Source organism: Micromonospora sp. NPDC049171, assembly GCF_040648275.1.
Taxonomy (GTDB): Bacteria; Actinomycetota; Actinomycetes; order Mycobacteriales; family Micromonosporaceae; genus Micromonospora.
In genome coordinates this window covers 97572-115420 of sequence record NZ_JBEZDJ010000019.1, presented here as the reverse complement: position 1 = coordinate 115420, position 17849 = coordinate 97572, and the positions used below count along the sequence as shown (strand labels likewise).

The window sequence follows — 17849 nt, the reverse complement described above, 5'->3', positions numbered from 1 at the left end:
ATCAGTCGAACACCTTCCGCACCTGCTCCAGACCGGCCACCAGAGCGTCGATCTCCTCGGTGGTGGTGTAGAGGTAGAACGAGGCCCGGGTCATCGCCGGGACACCGAACCGGCTGCACACCGGCTTGGCACAGTGGTGGCCCACCCGCACCTGCACGCCCAGCGAGTCGAGCACCTGACCCACGTCGTGCGGGTGCACGTCACCGAGCGCGAACGAGATGGTGCCGCCCCGGCCGACCGGCACGGTCGGGCCGAAGATCCGCAGGTCGGGCACCGAGCCGAGGGCGTCCAGCGCGTACGCCGTCAGCTCCTTCTCGTGCCACTGGATGGCCGGCATGCCGATGCCGGTGAGGTAGTCCACCGCCGCACCGAGCGCGACCGCCTCGGCGATCGGCGGGGTGCCCGCCTCGAAGCGGGCCGGCGGCGCGGCGAACGTCGAGCGGGCCATGGTGACCGTCTCGATCATCGAACCGCCGCCGAACACCGGCGGCATGGCCGCCAGCAGCTCGCCCCGACCCCAGAGCACGCCGATGCCGGTCGGGCCGAGCATCTTGTGCCCGGTGAAGACGATGTAGTCGGCGTCCAGGTCGACCACGTCGATGGGCAGGTGCGGCACCGACTGTGAGCAGTCCAGCAGCAGCAACGCGCCCACCTCACGGACCCGCGCGGTGATCCGGGAGGTGGCGTTGACGGTGCCGAGGATGTTGGACATGTGCACCAGCGAGACGATCTTCGTCCGTTCGGTGACCAGGTCGGCCAGGCCCGACTCGTCCAGCCGGCCCTGCTCGGTGACCGGGAACCAGCGCAGGGTCGCGCCGGTGCGCTCGCAGAGCAGCTGCCACGGGACGATGTTCGAGTGGTGCTCCATCTCGGAGATCACCACCTCGTCGCCCGGACCGAGCCGGAAACGCTCGTCCGTCTCGCGGGACGGAGCAGCCAGCGCAGAGGCGTCCGCGCGCAGCGAGGCGTTCGAGAAGGCGTACGCCACGATGTTGATCGCCTCGGTGGAGTTCTTCGTGAACACCACCTCGTCGACGCTCGGCGCGTTGATGAACGCCGCTATCTTGGCCCGCGCCCCCTCGTACGCCTCGGTGGCCTCGGTGCCCAGCGTGTGCACCGAGCGCGACACGTTGGCGTTGTGCCGCGTGTAGTGCTCGTCGAGCACGTCGAGCACCTGGCGGGGCTTGTGCGAGGTGTTGGCGCTGTCGAGGTAGACCAGCGGGTGCCCGTTGATGTCCCGATCGAGGATCGGGAAGTCGGCACGCACCCGGGCCACGTCGAAACGCGGCACGTCGTCGTACTGTGGCATCCCCGCGGGGATCGCGATGCTGGTCATCTCGACAGCGCCTCTCCCGCTCAGGCCTTGGCCGTGCCGGCCCCGGCGGCGTACCGCTCGTAGCCCTCGGCCTCGAGCTTGTCGGCCAGCTCCGGGCCGCCCTGCTCGACGATCCGGCCGGCCACGAACACGTGCACGAAGTCCGGCTTGATGTAGCGCAGGATCCGCGTGTAGTGGGTGATCAGCAGCATGCCGGTGTCGCCGTTGTCGCGGACCCGGTTGACGCCCTCGCTGACCACGCGCAGCGCGTCCACGTCGAGGCCGGAGTCGGTCTCGTCGAGGATCGCGATCTTCGGCTTGAGCAGCTCCAACTGGACGATCTCGTGCCGCTTCTTCTCACCGCCGGAGAAGCCCTCGTTGACGTTGCGCTGGGCGAACGCCGGATCCATCTGCAGGCGCTCCATCGCGCCGCGCAGCTCGCCACCCCAGGTGCGCAGCTTCGGCGCCTCGCCGTCGATGGCGGTCTTCGCGGTCCGCAGGAAGTTGGCCACCGAGACGCCGGGCACCTCGACCGGGTACTGCATGGCCAGGAAGAGGCCGGCGCGGGCCCGCTCGTCGACGGTCATGGCGAGCACGTCCTCGCCGTCGAGGGTCACCGTGCCGCCGGTGATCTCGTACTTGGGGTGACCGGCGATCGAATACGCAAGCGTGGACTTGCCGGAACCGTTCGGGCCCATGATCGCGTGGGTCTCACCGGACTTCACGGTCAGGTCGACGCCGGCCAGGATCGGCTTGAGCTCACCCTCGGGCAGCTTGACCGACACCTTCAGGTCGCGGATCTCCAGGGTGCTCATTATCGGGTCACTCCATTACTCGGCGTCAGGCTGAGGTAGATGTCGCCGTCGCGGACTTCGACGGGGTAGACGGGGACGGGTTCGGTGGCCGGCAGACCGGAGGGCTGCCCGGTGCGCAGGTCGAAGCGCGAGCCGTGCAGCCAGCACTCCAGCGTGCAGCCGTCCACCTCACCCTCGGAGAGGGCGACCGCGGCGTGCGAGCACTCGTCGTAGGCGGCGTAGAACTCGCCGTCCTCGCCGTGCACGAGCGCGATCGGGGTGCCGTCGACGTCCGCGCTGATCGCGGTGCCCTTCGGCACGTCCTCGGTGGAGCAGAGGCGGATCATCAGGCGCCCGCCTTGGTGAGCCGGGCCTCGATCGCGTCGCCGAGGCTCTCGCGCAGCGACTCCACCGGGATCTTGTTGATCAGCTCGGCGAAGAAGCCGCGGACCACCAGCCGGCGGGCCTCACTCTCCGGAATGCCCCGGGCCATCAGGTAGAACAACTGCTCGTCGTCGAAGCGGCCGGTCGCGCTGGCGTGGCCGGCGCCGGCGATCTCGCCGGTCTCGATCTCCAGATTGGGTACGGAGTCCGCCCGCGCGCCGTCGGTGAGCAGCAGGTTCCGGTTGATCTCGTACGTGTCGGTGCCGGTCGCCTCGGCCCGGATCAGCACGTCACCGACCCAGACGGTGTGCGCGCTCTCGCCCTGCAGGGCGCCCCGGTAACCGACGTAGCTGCGGCAGTCCGGCACGGAGTGGTCGACCAACTGCCGGTGCTCCAGGTGCTGGCCGGAGTCGGCGAAGTAGACGCCGTACAGCTCGGCCTCGCCACCCCGACCGGTGTATTCCACGCTGGTGAACTGCCGGACCAGGTCGCCGCCCAGGGACACCTGGATGTGGATGACCTTGGCGTCCCGGCCCAGCTTGATCTTCAGGTGCTGGGCCTGGACCGCGTCGTCGGCCCAGTCGGCGATCGTGACAAGCGTCAGCTTCGCGCCGTCGGTCACGGCCACCTCGACGTTGTCGGCCAGGGTGGCCGACCCGACGTACTCCACGACCACTGTCGCCTCGGCGAACCGGCCCACCTCGACGAAGGTGTGACCGAACGCCGGCTGCTCGACGCCCTGGCCGACCACCCGCAGACGCACCGGCTCGCCGAGCACCACGTCTTCGGCCACCCGCAGCAGCAGGGCGTCGGCGGCGGCACCGTAGGCCAGCGCGCTGACCCGGTCGACCGGGGTCAGCACGCTGCCGACCCGCTCGTCGTCGCGGCCGACCCGGGTGATGGCGACGCCCTCGGGCAGGGCACCGTACTCGTGTCGGACCGCGCCGGTCGCGGCCGGCGCCGCATCCGACGACTCCAGCTCGGCGCGGCTGGCGCCGCGCAGCGATCTGGAGCCGTCGCCTGTCAGGCCGCGGAGGCGCTTGAGCGGGGTGAAACGCCACTCCTCCTCCAGGCCGGTGAGGGCCGGGAAGTCGGCGACGTCGTACGAGCGCAGCGCCTGCGACTTGGTGCTGGGAGGCGGCGCGGAAGCCTGGGTAGTCATGTCTTCCTTGGTCTGTCTGTTCCGTGACGACGAGGTTGGGGCCGGGTGCGGGCGGGCCGACGTTCCGGCCCGCCCGGCGGGAGCGGCGGCGTCAGCCGACCGCACCCTCCATCTGAAGCTCGATCAGGCGGTTGAGCTCCAGGGCGTACTCCATCGGGAGCTCCTTGGCGATCGGCTCGATGAAGCCGCGCACGATCATGGCCATCGCCTCGTCCTCGCTCAGGCCCCGGCTCATCAGGTAGAAGAGCTGGTCGTCGCTGATCTTGGAGACGGTCGCCTCGTGCCCCATCGACACGTCGTCCTCGCGGATGTCGACGTACGGGTAGGTGTCCGAGCGGGAGATGGTGTCGACGAGCAGCGCGTCGCACTTGACCGTGCTGCGGCTGTGGTGCGAACCCTCAAGCACCTGCACCAGACCCCGGTACGAGGTGCGGCCGCCGCCACGGGCGATCGACTTGGAGATGATGGTCGAGGAGGTGTGCGGCGCGGCGTGCACCATCTTGGCGCCGGCGTCCTGGTGCTGACCTTCGCCGGCCATCGCCACCGAGAGCACCTCACCCTTGGCGTGCTCGCCGGTCATGTAGACCGCCGGGTACTTCATGGTCACCTTGGAGCCGATGTTGCCGTCGACCCACTCCATGGTCGCGCCCTCGTGGCAGACGGCGCGCTTGGTGACCAGGTTGTAGACGTTGTTCGACCAGTTCTGGATGGTCGTGTAGCGGCAGCGCGCGTTCTTCTTCACGATGATCTCCACGACCGCGCTGTGCAGCGAGTCGGAGGAGTAGAGCGGCGCGGTGCAGCCCTCGACGTAGTGCACGTACGCACCCTCGTCGACGATGATCAGCGTCCGCTCGAACTGGCCCATGTTCTCCGTGTTGATCCGGAAGTAGGCCTGCAGCGGGATCTCCACCTGCACACCCTTCGGCACGTAGATGAACGAGCCGCCGGACCACACGGAGGTGTTCAGGGCGGCGAACTTGTTGTCGCCGACCGGGATCACCGTGCCGAAGTACTCCTTGAAGACGTCCTCGTGCTCGCGCAGCGCGGTGTCGGTGTCCAGGAAGAGGACGCCCTGCTCCTCAAGGTCCTCACGGATCTTGTGGTAGACGACCTCGGACTCGTACTGCGCCGCGACACCGGCGACCAGGCGCTGCTTCTCCGCCTCCGGGATGCCCAGCCGGTCGTAGGTGTTCTTGATGTCCTCGGGCAGGTCCTCCCAGCTGGTGGCCTGCTTCTCGGTGGACCGCACGAAGTACTTGATGTTGTCGAAGTCGATGCCGGTGAGGTCCGCGCCCCAGGCCGGCATCGGCTTGCGGCCGAACAGCCGCAGACCCTTCAGCCGCAGGTCGAGCATCCACGCCGGCTCGCTCTTCTTGGCCGAGATGTCCCGCACCACCGCCTCGTTGATGCCGCGCTGGGCGACCGCCCCGGCGGCGTCCGGGTCGGACCAGCCGTACTCGTACCGGCCCAGGGCGGCAAGCTGCTCTTCCTGGGTCAGGGGCTGGACGATCTGCTCGGTCATCTATCTGTCCTCACAGTGGTGACGGGATTACCGGATTGAGCACGCCCCGGCTGGGTCGGAATGTGCGTGGTGCACACCCCGTCGCCGTGCGCGATGGTGGCAAGGCGCTGCACGTGGGTGCCGACCAGACGGGAGATCACCGCGGTCTCGGCCTCGCACAGCTGAGGAAACTCGGCGGCCACGTGCGCCACCGGACAATGGTGCTGGCAGAGCTGACCGCCGGAGGCGATCGTGGTCGCGTTGGCAGCGTAACCCTCGGCGGTGAGAGCCGCGGCGAGTGCCTCGGCTCGGGCGAGAGGGTCGTCGCCGGCGTCCTCCATGGCCGCCCGACAGCGCGACTCCAGAGCGGAGACCTGCTCGGTGGCGAACGCCTCGACCGCGTCCGACCCGCCGCCGCGGGCGATCCAGCGCAGTGCGGCGGTGGCCATGTTGTCGTAGTGATGGGTGCCACAGCGAACCCGACCGGCCTCGGTCAGCATGAACACCTTGGCCGGACGCCCCCGACCGCGGCTGCCCTGTACGGCTTGCTCGCGGGCGTACACGTCGCCGTCGGCGAGCATCGCGTCGAGGTGCCGGCGGATCGCCGCCGGGCTGAGCCCGAGGGCCGCGCCAAGCTGCGCGGCGGTCGTCGCACCCCGCTCCAGCAGCAGTTGGGTGACCCGGTCACGGGTGGAACTCTCTGCCGCCGTGGCACCAGCGGGTGCCACCGAGGCGGTCACGACCGGCGCGGACGCGGACGCACCGACGGCTCGGACAGCCGTCGGCTGGTGCCCCGGAAGCGCCGCCGCGTTTTTCACAACGCCAACGTTACGTAATTACCCGGAGGGTCGCAAACCCGGGCCCCGGTGATCCGAACCACCGAGCCGACGGAGTCGGACGAACCTCGATCACTACAGTGCGTAGGATTTGCGCCGTGAACCGAATCGTCCGTCCGGTCCCCGGCATCCTGCTGCGCCGCCTCGCGCTCGCCTCGATCATCGCGAACGTGGGCATCGTCGTCACCGGCGGAGCCGTCCGACTGACCGCCTCGGGCCTCGGCTGCCCCACCTGGCCCCGGTGCACCGACGATTCGTACGTCACCACCCCCGAGATGGGGGTGTACGGGGTGATCGAGTTCAGCAACCGGATGCTGACCTTCGCGGTCGGCCTGATCGCGCTGGCCACGCTGCTGGCCGTCCTGACACTGCGGGCGCGGCGACCCGGGCTGCTGCCCCTCGCGGTCGCCGTCTTCCTGGGCATCCCCGCCCAGGCGGTGGTCGGTGGCATCACCGTGCTCACCAACCTCAACCCATGGGTGGTCGGCCTGCACTTCCTGGCCTCGATGGCGGTGATCGCCGCCGCGTACGCCCTCTGGCGGCGCATCGGCGACCCGGACGGCCCGACCGTGGCCGTGGTGCCCACACCGCTGCGCGCGCTGGCCCGCGTCACCACCGGCGTCGCCGTCGCGGTGCTGGTCATCGGCACCTGGGTCACCGGCAGCGGTCCACACGCCGGCGACCACGGCGCGGCCCGCAACGGACTGGACCCGGAGTCGATCTCCCAGGTGCACGCCGACGGGGTCTTCCTGCTGATCGGCCTCTCGGTGGCGCTGATCTTCGCGTTCCGCGCCGTGGGTGCGCGCCGGGCCACCCGTGCCGCGATCGTCCTGGTCGCCGTGGAGCTGGGTCAGGGTGTGATCGGTTTCGTGCAGTACTTCACCCACGTGCCGGCGCTCCTGGTCGGCGCGCACATGCTCGGCGCCTGCCTGGTGCTGCTGGCCACCCTCTCGGTGCAGTGGTCGACCCGCGAGCGCCGCCCGGTCGCCCCGGCGGCCGAGGCCACCCCGGCCGACGCCGCCGCCCCCGTCCCGGCCACCGTCTGACCCCCGCCCGCCCCCCAGGCCCCGCGCACCCCGCAGGCCCCGCGCACCCCGCAGTCCCGCCCGCCCCGCCCGCCCCGCGCGCCGCCCGCCCGCATGGCCTTGATCGACTCGGTTTTCAGGAAGTCGCGGTGTCCGGGTCGATCTGACGGGCCGACTTTCAGAAAGCCGAGTCGATCAAGGCGCTCTGCGGGCGGATCCTGACTGTGCGATCGCCGCCGGGAGCCCGGCCGTGCCGGTCAGGCCCCGCGGGTCAGGTGGGTGGCGATCGCGGCGGCGAGACGGTCGGGGGCTCCGTCCGCGTACCCGATGAACAGTGACGGCTCGGTCAGTTCCAGCTCGACCAGGACCGGCTCGCCGTCCGGGCCGGGGATCAGGTCGACCCGGGCGTAGAGCAGTTGCCGCGTGCCGCCGGGCACCGTGGCGAGGGTCTTCTCGGCCACCGCCAGTTGGGCGGGCCGGGCGGTACGGGTGGTGATCTCCTCGGCCTTGTAGAGCCCGTCCGGGCCGAGGTCCGGACCGGTCAGCATCGGACCCTTGCGGATCGCGTGGCTGAACGTGAGCCCGTCCGGGCCGGCCAGGAAGAGCAGTGCGGTCTCGCCCTCGGTGTCGATGGCACGCAGGTACGGCTGGACCATGGTCACCCGGCCGGCGTCGGAGAGCCGGCGGACGTGTGCGGCGGCCAGGTCCCGGTGTTCCGGGTCGGCCAGGTCGTAGCGGCCGGTGTCCTGACTGCCGGCGCTCACGGCGGGCTTGAGCACGTACTCGCCGGTCTCGGCCGGTGGCTGCCAGCTCTCCCCCGGCGCGATCCAGGCCGTCGGCACGGTCGGCACCCCGGCGGCGCTCAGCTCGGCGAGGTAGCGCTTGTCGGTGTTCCAGCGGACCACGTCGGCCGGGTTGACCAACGCCGCGACGGTGGCCGCCCAGGCGACGAACTCGTCGCGGCGTAGCGCGTAGTCCCAGGGTGAGCGGAGCACGACCAGGTCGTAGGAGGACCAGTCGACGTCGGGGTCGTCCCACACCGCGGTCTCGACGGAGATGCCCCGGGCCGTCAGTGGAGCGAGGACCAGCCGGTCGTCCGGGTCGAGATCGACGAGGTCGGCACAGGTGACGAGAGCGACCCGGGGTTTCCCCCGGGTCGACTGGTGGTGGGTGGTCAATTCGGTTGGCTGCTCAGCGAGCCATCGTGCGCCGGGCCATCGACCGCCAGAGGTCGTTGCTCGGACGCATCTGGTCCATCAGTTCACGCTCCCAGGCGTTCTCGACGGTGACTCCCGCCTCGGCGCACGCCTCCCGGGCGGTGACGGTGTCGTCGGCGAACTGGTCGCCCCACTCGCCGTCGGAACCCACCAGGACGATTCGCGCGCCACGCTTGCCGACGTACTCGATGACCGCCTTCGCACCGCCGTGGCCGGCGGCGAACGCCTTGAGGCCCGCGACCAGGCCCTGGGGGGGCTGCTCGGCGGCGGTCTGCTCGGCCGTCATCGTCGTATCGGAACCATCTGCCATAACGCGAAGCCTAAGCAGACCTGCACCCTCCCGGGCGAGAACCATGAACCTTTTGTGATGCCAATTACCTAAAGGTTTGAGAAGGATCACGGGTTTCCTGTCCGGCTATATCCGGACTTTCCCGCACAAAGGGAGCGGGCAAACCGTGCTCCAACCCGCGCAGTTGAGCCGATCCGGCTCATGCTGAAAGTTACTCTTATGTGACGTTAAACCCGGACAACTCATCCATGCCCGTGATTAGTCAGGAGAGTCCCGGCGGCCGAGCCGCGGTCTGGGAGGGCAGGTCAGATCAGCGCGTCGAGCGCGACGGCCGCGAACACGATCGTCAGGTACGTCGTGGACCAGTGGAACAGCCGCATCGGCTTGACCGCCTCGCCCCGCGTCGCACGCCGGCAGAGTCGGTGTGCCTCGACCACGAAGATGGCACCGACCACCAGGGTCGGCACCCCGTAGATCGCGCTGAGCCCCAGCGGCCAGACCGCGAGGGAGGTGAGCACGGTGAGCCACGCGAAGATCAGGATCTCGGCGTTCACCCGGCGGACCGAGGCCACCACCGGCAGCATCGGGATCCCGGCGCGGGCGTAGTCGTCCTTGTACTTCATGGCGAGCGGGTAGAAGTGCGGCATCTGCCAGAAGAAGACCACCGCGAAGAGCCCCCAGGCGGCCGGCGCCAGTGAGCCGGTGACCGCCGCCCAGCCGATCAGCACCGGGGCCGCCCCGCAGGCGCCACCCCAGAAGGTGTTGGTCGGGGTGGAGCGCTTGAGCCACAGCGTGTAGATGACGTCGTAGTAGACGATCGCGGCGAGGGTCAGCCCGGCGGCGAGCAGGTTGGTGAACGCCGCCATCAGGGCGATCGACACCGCCGCCAACACCAGACCGAAGACCAGCGCGTTACGCGGTGACACGGTGTGCGCCGGCAGCGGCCGCCGCTTCGTACGCCGCATCAACTGGTCGATGTCCCGGTCGATGTAGCAGTTGAGCACGCTTGCCGCGCCCGCGGCGAGCGAGCCGCCGATCAGCACGACGGCCATCAGCCACAGCGACGGGAGCCCGCCGTCGGCGAGCATCATCGCCGGGATGGTGGTGACCAGCAGCAACTCGACGATCCGCGGCTTGGTGAGCGCCACGTACGCCGAGAGGACCCCACGCACGTCCCGCCGGGCCACCGGACCCTCGGCCGCCCGTGCCGGGTGTTGCCCGGCCGGGTTGCTCGCGGGGCGCTCGGTGATCATGCTCACGGATTGGCACCTTCCGGCATCGGCACGGGGAGATCGGATCGGCGGGCCGCTCGGGCCCGCACGCCGACCCACACACTACGCGTTGTCGTTTTGGCTGCCCGGCCGACCCGACAACGGTGCGGGCCGTCACACCACCGAGTTGAGCCAGGCATCCGGAACGTCACGTCGCGCACACCATGATGAGATCCCCGGGCGCGGGTTTAGGGACGCTCGATAAGGTCATCGGTGAGGGTTCCGCCCATCTGCCGAGGAGCACAACCATCGTGGCTGCCAAACGACCCGAGCACTCCGCACTGAACTGGTCCGACCTCGATCGCCGGGCCGTCGATACCGTCCGCGTGCTGGCCATGGACGCCGTAGAGAAATCCGGCAACGGCCACCCGGGCACCGCGATGAGCCTCGCGCCCGCGGCGTACCTCCTCTTCAACCGCGTCATGCGGCACAACCCGGCCGACCCGAACTGGCCCGGCCGGGACCGGTTCGTCCTCTCCGCCGGGCACTCCAGCCTGACGCTCTACATCCAGCTCTTCCTGTCCGGTTACCCGTTGAGCCTGGACGACCTCAAGTCGCTGCGGCAGTGGGGCTCGCAGACCCCGGGTCACCCCGAGCACGGGCACACCCCGGGCGTGGAGACCACCACCGGCCCGCTCGGGCAGGGCCTGGGCAACGCGGTCGGCATGGCCATGGCGGCCCGCCGCGAGCGCGGCCTGTTCGACCCCGAGGCCGAGCCGGGCGCGTCGGTCTTCGACCACGACATCTGGTGCATCGTCTCCGACGGCGACATCGAGGAGGGCATCAGCCACGAGGCCAGCGCCCTCGCCGGGCACCAGCAGCTGGGCAACCTCACGGTGATCTACGACGACAACGAGATCTCCATCGAGGACGACACCCGGATCGCCAAGAGCGAGGACGTGGCCGCCCGCTACGAGGCGTACGGCTGGCACGTGCAGACCGTCGACTGGCGCAGCGGCGACGCCGACCAGGGCGACTACCACGAGGACGCCGAGGCGCTGTACGCGGCGCTGGTGGCCGCCCGTTCGGAGACCGGCCGTCCCTCCTTCATCGCGCTGCGCACCATCATCGGCTGGCCCGCCCCCAACAAGCAGAACACCGGCAAGATCCACGGCTCGGCGCTCGGCGCCGACGAGGTGAAGGCCACCAAGCGGATCCTCGGCTTCGACCCGGAGCAGACCTTCCAGGTCGACGAGGACGTGCTCACCCACGCCCGTTCGGTGATGGGCCGCGGCTCCGAGGCCGAGCAGCAGTGGACCACCGCGTTCGACGCCTGGAAGAAGGCCAACCCGGAGCGCACCGCGCTCTACGAGCGGTTGGCCGGCCGGGTGCTGCCGGACGGCTGGACCGACGCGCTGCCGGTCTTCCCCGCCGACGCCAAGGGCGTGGCCACCCGGGCCGCGTCCGGCAAGGTGCTGGAGGCGCTCGCGCCGGTGCTGCCGGAGCTGTGGGGTGGTTCGGCCGACCTGGCCGAGAGCAACAACACCACCATGAAGGGCGAGCCGTCGTTCATCCCGGCCACCCACGCCACCAAGGACTTCCCCGGTCACGAGTACGGCCGCACGCTGCACTTCGGCATCCGTGAGCACGCCATGGGCGCGATCCTCAACGGCATCGCCCTGCACGGCGGCACCCGCCCGTACGGCGGCACGTTCCTGGTGTTCAGCGACTACATGCGCCCGTCGGTGCGGCTGGCCGCGTTGATGGGCCTGCCGGTCACCTACGTCTGGACGCACGACTCGATCGGCCTCGGCGAGGACGGCCCGACCCACCAGCCGGTGGAGCACCTGACCGCGCTGCGGGCCATTCCGGGCCTGGACGTGGTCCGCCCGGCGGACGCCAACGAGACGGCCTGGGCGTGGCGGCTGGCGCTGGAGCACACCGACCGGCCGACTGCCATGGCGCTGAGCCGTCAGCCGCTGCCGACCCTGGACCGGGAGGTCCTGGGCGATGCGGACGGCGTGGCCAAGGGCGGTTACGTGCTGGCCGAGGCGTCCAACGGCAAGCCGCAGGTGATCATCGTCGGCACCGGCTCCGAGGTGCAGCTCTGCCTGACCGCCCGGGAGCGGCTGGAGGCCGACGGCACCCCGACCCGGGTCGTCTCGATGCCCTGCCAGGAGTGGTTCTACGAGCAGGATGAGGCGTACCGGGAGTCGGTGCTGCCACGCGGGGTAAAGGCACGGGTGAGCGTGGAAGCGGGCATCGCGATGTCGTGGCGTGGCGTCGTCGGTGATCTGGGCGAGAGCGTCAGCCTGGAGCACTACGGGGCGAGTGCCCCGCACACCGTGCTCTTCGAGCAGTTCGGGTTCACCCCCGACCGGATCGTGGCGGCGGCACACGCCTCGCTGGCCCGGGTGGGCGACATCACCGGTTTCACGACCGGCAACTGAGGGAGCGTGGACGGCATGACCGACAAGCTGAATGAGCTCACCGCCGCGGGCGTGGCGGTGTGGCTCGACGATCTTTCCCGGGTGCGGTTGAGCTCCGGCGGGCTGGACCAGCTCCGCCGCGAGAAGCACGTGGCCGGTGTCACCACCAACCCGACGATCTTCGCTAAGGCGCTGAGCGACGCCGACGAGTACAACTGGCAGCTGCACGACCTCGCCACCCGTGGCATCGAGGTCGAGGAGTCGGTGCGCATGCTCACCACCTACGACGTGCGGTGGGCCTGCGACGTGATGCGTCCGTCCTACGACGGCAGCGACGGCGTCGACGGTCGGGTCTCCATCGAGGTGGACCCCCGGGTGGCACACGACAGCGACAAGACGGTGGCCGAGGCCAAGGCCCTGTGGTGGCTGGTCGACCGCCCCAACCTCTACATCAAGATCCCGGCCACCGAGGCCGGCCTGTCGGCGATCACCGACACGCTCGCCGAGGGGATCAGCGTCAACGTGACGCTGATCTTCGGCCTGGACCGCTACTCGGCGGTCATGGAGGCGTTCCTCTCCGGTCTGGAGCAGGCCAAGGCCAACGGCCACGACCTGTCGAAGATCGGCTCGGTGGCGTCGTTCTTCGTCTCCCGGGTCGACTCCGAGGTCGACAAGAGGCTCGAGAAGATCGGCTCCGACCAGGCCAAGGCCCTGAAGGGCAAGGCCGCCATCGCGAACGCCCAGCTGGCGTACGAGCGCTACAGCGAGGTGTTCTCCTCCGACCGGTGGAAGGCGCTCGCCGCCGCCGGGGCGCACCCGCAGCGGCCGCTGTGGGCGTCCACCTCGACGAAGAACCCGGACTACCGCGACGTGATCTACGTCGAGGAGCTGATCGCCCCCGGCACCGTCAACACCATGCCGGAGTCGGTCATCCACGCGTACGCCGATCATGGCGAGACCCGCGGCGACACCATCACCGGCGCCTACGACGCGGCCCGCAAGGTCTTCGCGGACCTGGAGTCGGTCGGGGTGGACATGGCCGACGTGATCGCCACCCTGGAGCGCGAGGGCGTGGAGAAGTTCGAGGCCAGCTGGCAGGAGCTGCTCGACGGCGTCCGTAAGTCGCTGAAGGCGGCGGCCGAGGGCAAGGGTGCGCCGAACAAGGCCGCCAAGGGCAACGCCAAGGGCGCCGAGAAGGCCGGTGGCGCATGAGCGAGCGCATCGAGCGAATCAGCAGGCTCAGTGCGAAGGTGCCTCATGACGGCACGCAGCGAAGCGGAGTGACGGCATGAGCGACCTACTTGCGGGGCCGGTGGAGGCCGCTGCCGGGCTCGCCGTGTACGGCGCGGACGCGGTCGACAAGTCCGCGCCCGCGTCGACCCGGGAGGCGCTGGTCAAGGCCGGCGTCCCGGGCAGGTTGGCGGGCAAGGACGCGAGCCTCTGGGGTCCGGACGCCGAAGCCGAGGCGAAGGTCCGCCTCGGCTGGGTCGACACCCACCGGCGCAGCCGGGAGCTGCTGGCGCAGTTGGCCGAGCTGAAAGCGGAGCTGGCCGACCTGGACCACGTGGTGCTCGCCGGCATGGGTGGCTCGTCGCTGGCCCCCGAGGTGATCACCCGGACCCTGGGTCGCCCGCTGACCGTGCTGGACACCACCGACCCGGGCCAGGTCCGGGCGGCGCTCGGTGACCGGCTGGAACGCACAGTGGTGGTGGTGGCCAGCAAGTCCGGCTCGACGGTGGAGACCGACAGCCACCGACGTGCCTACTGGCAGGCGTTCCTGGATGCCGGGATGACCGAGGCGGAGGCCGGTCGGCACTTCGTCATCGTCACCGACCCGGGTTCGCCGCTGGAGGCCACCGCCGCGGAGATGGGCGCGTTCACCGTGCTCGCCGACCCGAACGTGGGCGGCCGGTACTCGGCGCTCACCGCGTTCGGGCTGGTGCCCTCGGCGCTGGCCGGGGTGGAGGTCGCGGAGCTGCTCGACCAGGCCGACGCGCTGGCCGCGTCGTTCGGCGGGGACCGGGACAATCCGGCGCTGGCGCTGGGTGCCGCCCTGGGTGCCGCGGCCACGCTGGCCCGGGACAAGGTCGCCCTGGTCTCCGACGGCACCGGTATCGACGGGCTCGGCGACTGGGCCGAGCAGCTGATCGCCGAGTCGACGGGCAAGGCCGGGGTGGGCATCCTCCCGGTGGTCGTGGAGTCCCCGGGCAGCCCCGGTGCGACCGGGGCCGACGTGCTGACGGTCAGCTACGGCGGCTCGCTCGCCCCCGGTGACGTGCCGGGTGGCGGCGCCACCCCGGACGTGGCCGTCAACGGCCCGTTGGGCGCGCAGTTCCTGGCCTGGGAGTACGCGACGGCGGTGGCCGGCGTGGTGCTCGGTATCGACCCGTTCAACCAGCCGAACGTCACCGAGTCCAAGGAGAACACCAACAAGATCCTGGCCTCGGGCCTGCCGGCGGAGTCGCCGTCGTTCACCGAGGGCGCGATCGAGGTGTACGCCCCGCAGGGCGCTCCGGGTGACCTGGCCGGGGTGCTGCGCTGGCTGCTCGACGGGCTGGGCGACGATGGCTACCTCGCCGTGATGGCGTACCTCGACCGGTTCGCCGACGCCGACGCGGCCCGGCTGCGGCCGCTGCTCGCCGAGGCGGGCGGGCGGCCGGTCACCTTCGGCTGGGGGCCGCGGTTCCTGCACTCCACGGGCCAGTACCACAAGGGCGGCCCACAGGTGGGCAGCTACCTTCAGGTGACCGGTGCGGTCGCCGAGGATCTGGCGGTGCCGGGCAAGCCGTACACGTTCGGTGTGTTGCAGGCGGCGCAGGCCGCCGGTGACCGGCAGGCCCTCGCCGGGCGGGAGCGCCCGGTGCTGCGGCTGCACCTGACCGACCGTGCCGCCGGTGTCGCCCAGCTGCTCGACGCCGCCGGTGCGCTGCGGGCGTGAGGATGTACGACGTGACTGAAGCGGAAGCGAGGGGGCACCGTGAGCGCGAGGAGTGAGCCGGGTTCGCGAGCCCCGCAGTCGCGAACCGAGGGGGCACCGTGAGCGCGAGGAGTGAGCCGGGTTCGCGAGCCCCGCAGTCGCGAACCGAGGGTGGCGCGACGAACCCGCTGCGCGACCCGCAGGACCGCCGGTTGCCCCGGATCCCGGAGCCCTGTGCTCTGGTGATCTTCGGGGTGACCGGCGACCTGGCCCGCAAGAAGCTGCTCCCGGCGGTCTACGACCTGGCCAACCGGGGGTTGCTGCCGCCCGGTTTCGTGGTGCTCGGCTTCGCTCGCCGCGACTGGGGTGACGGCGACTTCGAGACGTTGGCCTGCGAGGCCGCCCGCAAGCACGCGCGTACCCCGTGGCGGGACGAGGTGTGGGCGCGGCTGGCCGGCAACATCAAGTTCGTCGGCGGGTCGTTCGACGACGACGCGGCCTTCGACCAGCTCTCGTCGACGCTCGACGACCTGCGCCAGACGCACGGCATCACCGGTAACGCGGCGTTCTACTTCTCCATCCCGCCGGCCGCGTTCCCGGTCGTGCTCAAGCAGCTGGCCCGCACCGGGATGGCCGACAACGAGAAGTCCGGCGGTTGGCGTCGGGTCGTGGTGGAGAAGCCGTTCGGCAACGACCTGCCCTCGGCGAAGTCGCTCAACGACCTCGTCGACGACGTGTTCACCCGGGAGGACGTCTTCCGGATCGACCACTACCTGGGCAAGGAGACAGTTCAGAACATCCTCGCCCTGCGCTTCGCCAACAACCTGTTCGAGCCCCTGTGGAACTCCAAGTACGTCGACTCGGTGCAGATCACCATGGCCGAGGATGTCGGCATCGGCACCCGTGCCGGCTTCTACGACACCGTCGGCACCGCCCGCGACGTGCTCCAGAACCACCTCCTGCAACTGCTGGCCCTGGTGGCGATGGAGGAGCCGACAAGCTTCGACGCCGACGAGATCCGGGCCGAGAAGCTGAAGGTGCTCAAGGCGATCACGCTGCCCAAGGACGTGGCGCGCGACACCGTGCGTGGCCAGTACCTGCCCGGCTGGGTGGGTGGCGAGCGCGCGGTCGGCTACCTGGAGGAGCGCGACGTCCCCGCCGACTCCACCACGGAGACGTACGTGGCGGTGCGGCTGGGCATCCAGAACCGCCGGTGGGCGGAGGTGCCGTTCTACATCCGGGCCGGCAAGCGACTGCCCCGGCGGGTCACCGAGGTCGCCATCATGTTCAAGAAGGCACCGCACCTGCCGTTCAACGACGCCGACATGGAGTCGCTGGGCAACAACCAGTTGGTCATCCGGGTGCAGCCGGACGAGGGCGTGGTGCTCAAGTTCGGCTCCAAGGTGCCGGGCACCACGATGGAGGTCCGCGACATCGCGATGGACTTCCAGTACGGCGAGGCGTTCACCGAGTCCAGCCCCGAGGCGTACGAGCGGCTGGTGCTGGACGTGCTGATCGGCGACCGCACCCTGTTCCCGGACGCGGCCGAGGTCGAGCAGAGCTGGCAGGTGATCGACCCACTGGAGCATGCCTGGGCGGGCACCAAGCCGGAGCCGTACCGGGCCGGCGAGTGGGGGCCGCGGGCCTCCGACGAGATGCTGGCCCGCGAGGGCCGCGCTTGGAGAAGAGCATGATCGGGCTGTGGGACACCACCGGCAACGAGGTGGTCAAGGCGCTCGCCGCCGAGCGGCGCAGCGCCGGCGGCGTGGCCAGTGGGATGGCGCTCACGCTCATCGTGGTGGTGGACGAGAAGCGGGTCCGTGAGGCGGAGGCGGCGGCGACGATCGCCGCCGCCGCCCACCCGTGCCGGCTGGTGGTGGTGGTTCGCTCCGAGATCGAGCGGGACCGCAACCGGTTGGACGCGGAGATCGTGGTCGGTGGCCGGCTCGGCCCGTGCGAGGCGGTGGTCACCCGGATGTACGGCCGGTTGGCCCTGCACGCCGAGTCGGTCGTGATGCCGCTGCTGGTTCCGGACGTGCCGGTGGTCACCTGGTGGCACGGCGAGCCGCCGGCGGAGATCGCCACCGACTTCCTCGGGGTGGTCGCCGACCGCAGGATCACCGACTCGGCGCAGGCCGCCGACCCGGTGGAGGCGCTGCGGCAGCGTGCCCGGGACTACGCACCTGGCGACACGGACCTGGCGTGGACCCGGATCACCCCGTGGCGGACCCTGGTCGCGGGGGCGTTCGACACCGCCAGCGAGCGGGTCGTCGAGGCGACGGTGGTCGCGCCGCCCACCGACCCGACGGCGGCGCTGATGGTCGGTTGGCTGTCCAGTCGGCTCGGCATCACCCCGCACCGGGTGGACACCGACGAGTTCCCCCGGATGCGGGAGGTGCGGTTGAGCTGCGCCAACGGGGACCAACTGGTGCTGACCCGCGAGGACAGCATGGCGGTGTTCCGGCGTACCGGCCAGGACGACCGGGCGTTGCCGCTGGTCCGCCGGCCCCTCGGTGACGAGTTGGCCGAGGAGCTGCGGCGTCTGGACGCCGACCAGGTGTACGCGGAGGCGCTGGGCGCGACGATCGGGCTACGCGGGCTGGACCAGCGTCCCGCGCAGCGGGTGCACGTGTGGAAAGATCCGGCCACCGCGCAGCGCGCCGAGGCCGGGGTCGCCGCGCACTCCGGCACGAGCGGCGAGAGCTGACGCCCTACCGGGGCACGACGTCGGGGCAGGGGCCGGTGCGGACCGGCCGCTGCCCCGCAAAC

The 17849-nt window shown here is 70.6% G+C and carries 15 protein-coding genes; 6 read left to right on the top strand and 9 right to left on the bottom strand.

What is annotated here, in order from left to right; translation table 11 throughout:
* Position 1 precedes the first annotated feature (1 nt).
* The 6 genes from AB0B14_RS23715 to AB0B14_RS23690 form a co-directional block, all read right to left on the bottom strand.
* Positions 2 to 1336, bottom strand: coding sequence for a cysteine desulfurase (locus AB0B14_RS23715; RefSeq protein ID WP_357069839.1), 1335 nt, complete (start codon positions 1334 to 1336; stop codon positions 2 to 4).
* Positions 1337 to 1356: 20 nt separating this feature from the next.
* Positions 1357 to 2130 carry a Fe-S cluster assembly ATPase SufC gene (gene sufC, locus AB0B14_RS23710; protein WP_357069837.1) on the bottom strand — a complete coding sequence of 258 codons (774 nt, stop codon included), beginning with the start codon at positions 2128 to 2130 and terminating at the stop codon, positions 1357 to 1359.
* On the bottom strand, positions 2130 to 2456 hold the full coding sequence (locus AB0B14_RS23705; protein WP_357069835.1) for a non-heme iron oxygenase ferredoxin subunit: 327 nt from the start codon (positions 2454 to 2456) through the stop codon (positions 2130 to 2132). Before AB0B14_RS23705 ends, sufC begins: the two co-directional genes overlap by 1 nt.
* Positions 2456 to 3655, bottom strand: coding sequence for a Fe-S cluster assembly protein SufD (gene sufD, locus AB0B14_RS23700; protein WP_357069833.1), 1200 nt, complete (start codon positions 3653 to 3655; stop codon positions 2456 to 2458). Before sufD ends, AB0B14_RS23705 begins: the two co-directional genes overlap by 1 nt.
* Positions 3656 to 3746: 91 nt before the next feature.
* Positions 3747 to 5177 carry a Fe-S cluster assembly protein SufB gene (gene sufB, locus AB0B14_RS23695; protein WP_357069831.1) on the bottom strand — a complete coding sequence of 477 codons (1431 nt, stop codon included), beginning with the start codon at positions 5175 to 5177 and terminating at the stop codon, positions 3747 to 3749.
* A complete protein-coding gene (locus AB0B14_RS23690; RefSeq protein ID WP_357069944.1) occupies positions 5174 to 5896 on the bottom strand; it encodes an ArsR family transcriptional regulator in 723 nt (240 codons plus the stop codon). Before AB0B14_RS23690 ends, sufB begins: the two co-directional genes overlap by 4 nt.
* Positions 5897 to 6090: 194 nt before the next feature.
* Here AB0B14_RS23690 and AB0B14_RS23685 point away from each other — a divergent pair, with 194 nt between their 5' ends.
* Entirely contained in the window at positions 6091 to 7038 is a 948-nt protein-coding gene (locus AB0B14_RS23685; protein WP_357524203.1) for a COX15/CtaA family protein, read from the top strand.
* A 236-nt stretch (positions 7039 to 7274) separates the two neighbouring features.
* Here the strand turns inward: AB0B14_RS23685 and AB0B14_RS23680 are convergent, their stop codons facing one another.
* From AB0B14_RS23680 to AB0B14_RS23670, 3 genes are all read right to left on the bottom strand, one after another.
* Positions 7275 to 8195 carry a hypothetical protein gene (locus AB0B14_RS23680; protein WP_357069827.1) on the bottom strand — a complete coding sequence of 307 codons (921 nt, stop codon included), beginning with the start codon at positions 8193 to 8195 and terminating at the stop codon, positions 7275 to 7277.
* 13 nt (positions 8196 to 8208) lie between these two features.
* Positions 8209 to 8544, bottom strand: coding sequence for a hypothetical protein (locus tag AB0B14_RS23675; RefSeq protein ID WP_357524201.1), 336 nt, complete (start codon positions 8542 to 8544; stop codon positions 8209 to 8211).
* Between the two features lie 284 nt (positions 8545 to 8828).
* Entirely contained in the window at positions 8829 to 9782 is a 954-nt protein-coding gene (locus AB0B14_RS23670; RefSeq protein ID WP_357069822.1) for a heme o synthase, read from the bottom strand.
* 263 nt (positions 9783 to 10045) lie between these two features.
* On the opposite strand from AB0B14_RS23670, the gene tkt reads away from it, so the two are divergent.
* The 5 genes from tkt to AB0B14_RS23645 all read left to right on the top strand — a co-directional run bounded on the left by tkt (position 10046) and on the right by AB0B14_RS23645 (position 17787).
* Positions 10046 to 12184 carry a transketolase gene (gene tkt, locus AB0B14_RS23665; RefSeq protein WP_357524199.1) on the top strand — a complete coding sequence of 713 codons (2139 nt, stop codon included), beginning with the start codon at positions 10046 to 10048 and terminating at the stop codon, positions 12182 to 12184.
* 15 nt (positions 12185 to 12199) lie between these two features.
* On the top strand, positions 12200 to 13375 hold the full coding sequence (gene tal / locus AB0B14_RS23660) for a transaldolase (protein ID WP_357524197.1): 1176 nt from the start codon (positions 12200 to 12202) through the stop codon (positions 13373 to 13375).
* Positions 13376 to 13451: 76 nt separating this feature from the next.
* Positions 13452 to 15101: a glucose-6-phosphate isomerase gene (locus AB0B14_RS23655; RefSeq protein WP_357069816.1), complete on the top strand. Its 1650-nt coding sequence runs from the start codon at positions 13452 to 13454 to the stop codon at positions 15099 to 15101.
* 167 nt (positions 15102 to 15268) lie between these two features.
* A complete protein-coding gene (gene zwf, locus AB0B14_RS23650; protein WP_357069942.1) occupies positions 15269 to 16774 on the top strand; it encodes a glucose-6-phosphate dehydrogenase in 1506 nt (501 codons plus the stop codon).
* On the top strand, positions 16771 to 17787 hold the full coding sequence (locus AB0B14_RS23645; RefSeq protein ID WP_357069814.1) for a glucose-6-phosphate dehydrogenase assembly protein OpcA: 1017 nt from the start codon (positions 16771 to 16773) through the stop codon (positions 17785 to 17787). Before zwf ends, AB0B14_RS23645 begins: the two co-directional genes overlap by 4 nt.
* The last annotated feature ends 62 nt before the right edge of the window (positions 17788 to 17849 follow it).

Bases quoted from the DNA above. Each gene is read 5' to 3' on its own strand.
- AB0B14_RS23705 (WP_357069835.1), bottom strand. From the start codon at position 2,456: ATGATCCGCCTCTGCTCCACCGAGGACGTGCCGAAGGGCACCGCGATC.
- sufD (WP_357069833.1), bottom strand. From the start codon at position 3,655: ATGACTACCCAGGCTTCCGCGCCGCCTCCCAGCACCAAGTCGCAGGCG.
- AB0B14_RS23715 (WP_357069839.1), bottom strand. From the start codon at position 1,336: ATGACCAGCATCGCGATCCCCGCGGGGATGCCACAGTACGACGACGTG.
- AB0B14_RS23655 (WP_357069816.1), top strand. From the start codon at position 13,452: ATGAGCGACCTACTTGCGGGGCCGGTGGAGGCCGCTGCCGGGCTCGCC.
- AB0B14_RS23675 (WP_357524201.1), bottom strand. From the start codon at position 8,544: ATGGCAGATGGTTCCGATACGACGATGACGGCCGAGCAGACCGCCGCC.
- AB0B14_RS23645 (WP_357069814.1), top strand. From the start codon at position 16,771: ATGATCGGGCTGTGGGACACCACCGGCAACGAGGTGGTCAAGGCGCTC.
- sufB (WP_357069831.1), bottom strand. From the start codon at position 5,177: ATGACCGAGCAGATCGTCCAGCCCCTGACCCAGGAAGAGCAGCTTGCC.
- sufC (WP_357069837.1), bottom strand. From the start codon at position 2,130: ATGAGCACCCTGGAGATCCGCGACCTGAAGGTGTCGGTCAAGCTGCCC.
- tal (WP_357524197.1), top strand. From the start codon at position 12,200: ATGACCGACAAGCTGAATGAGCTCACCGCCGCGGGCGTGGCGGTGTGG.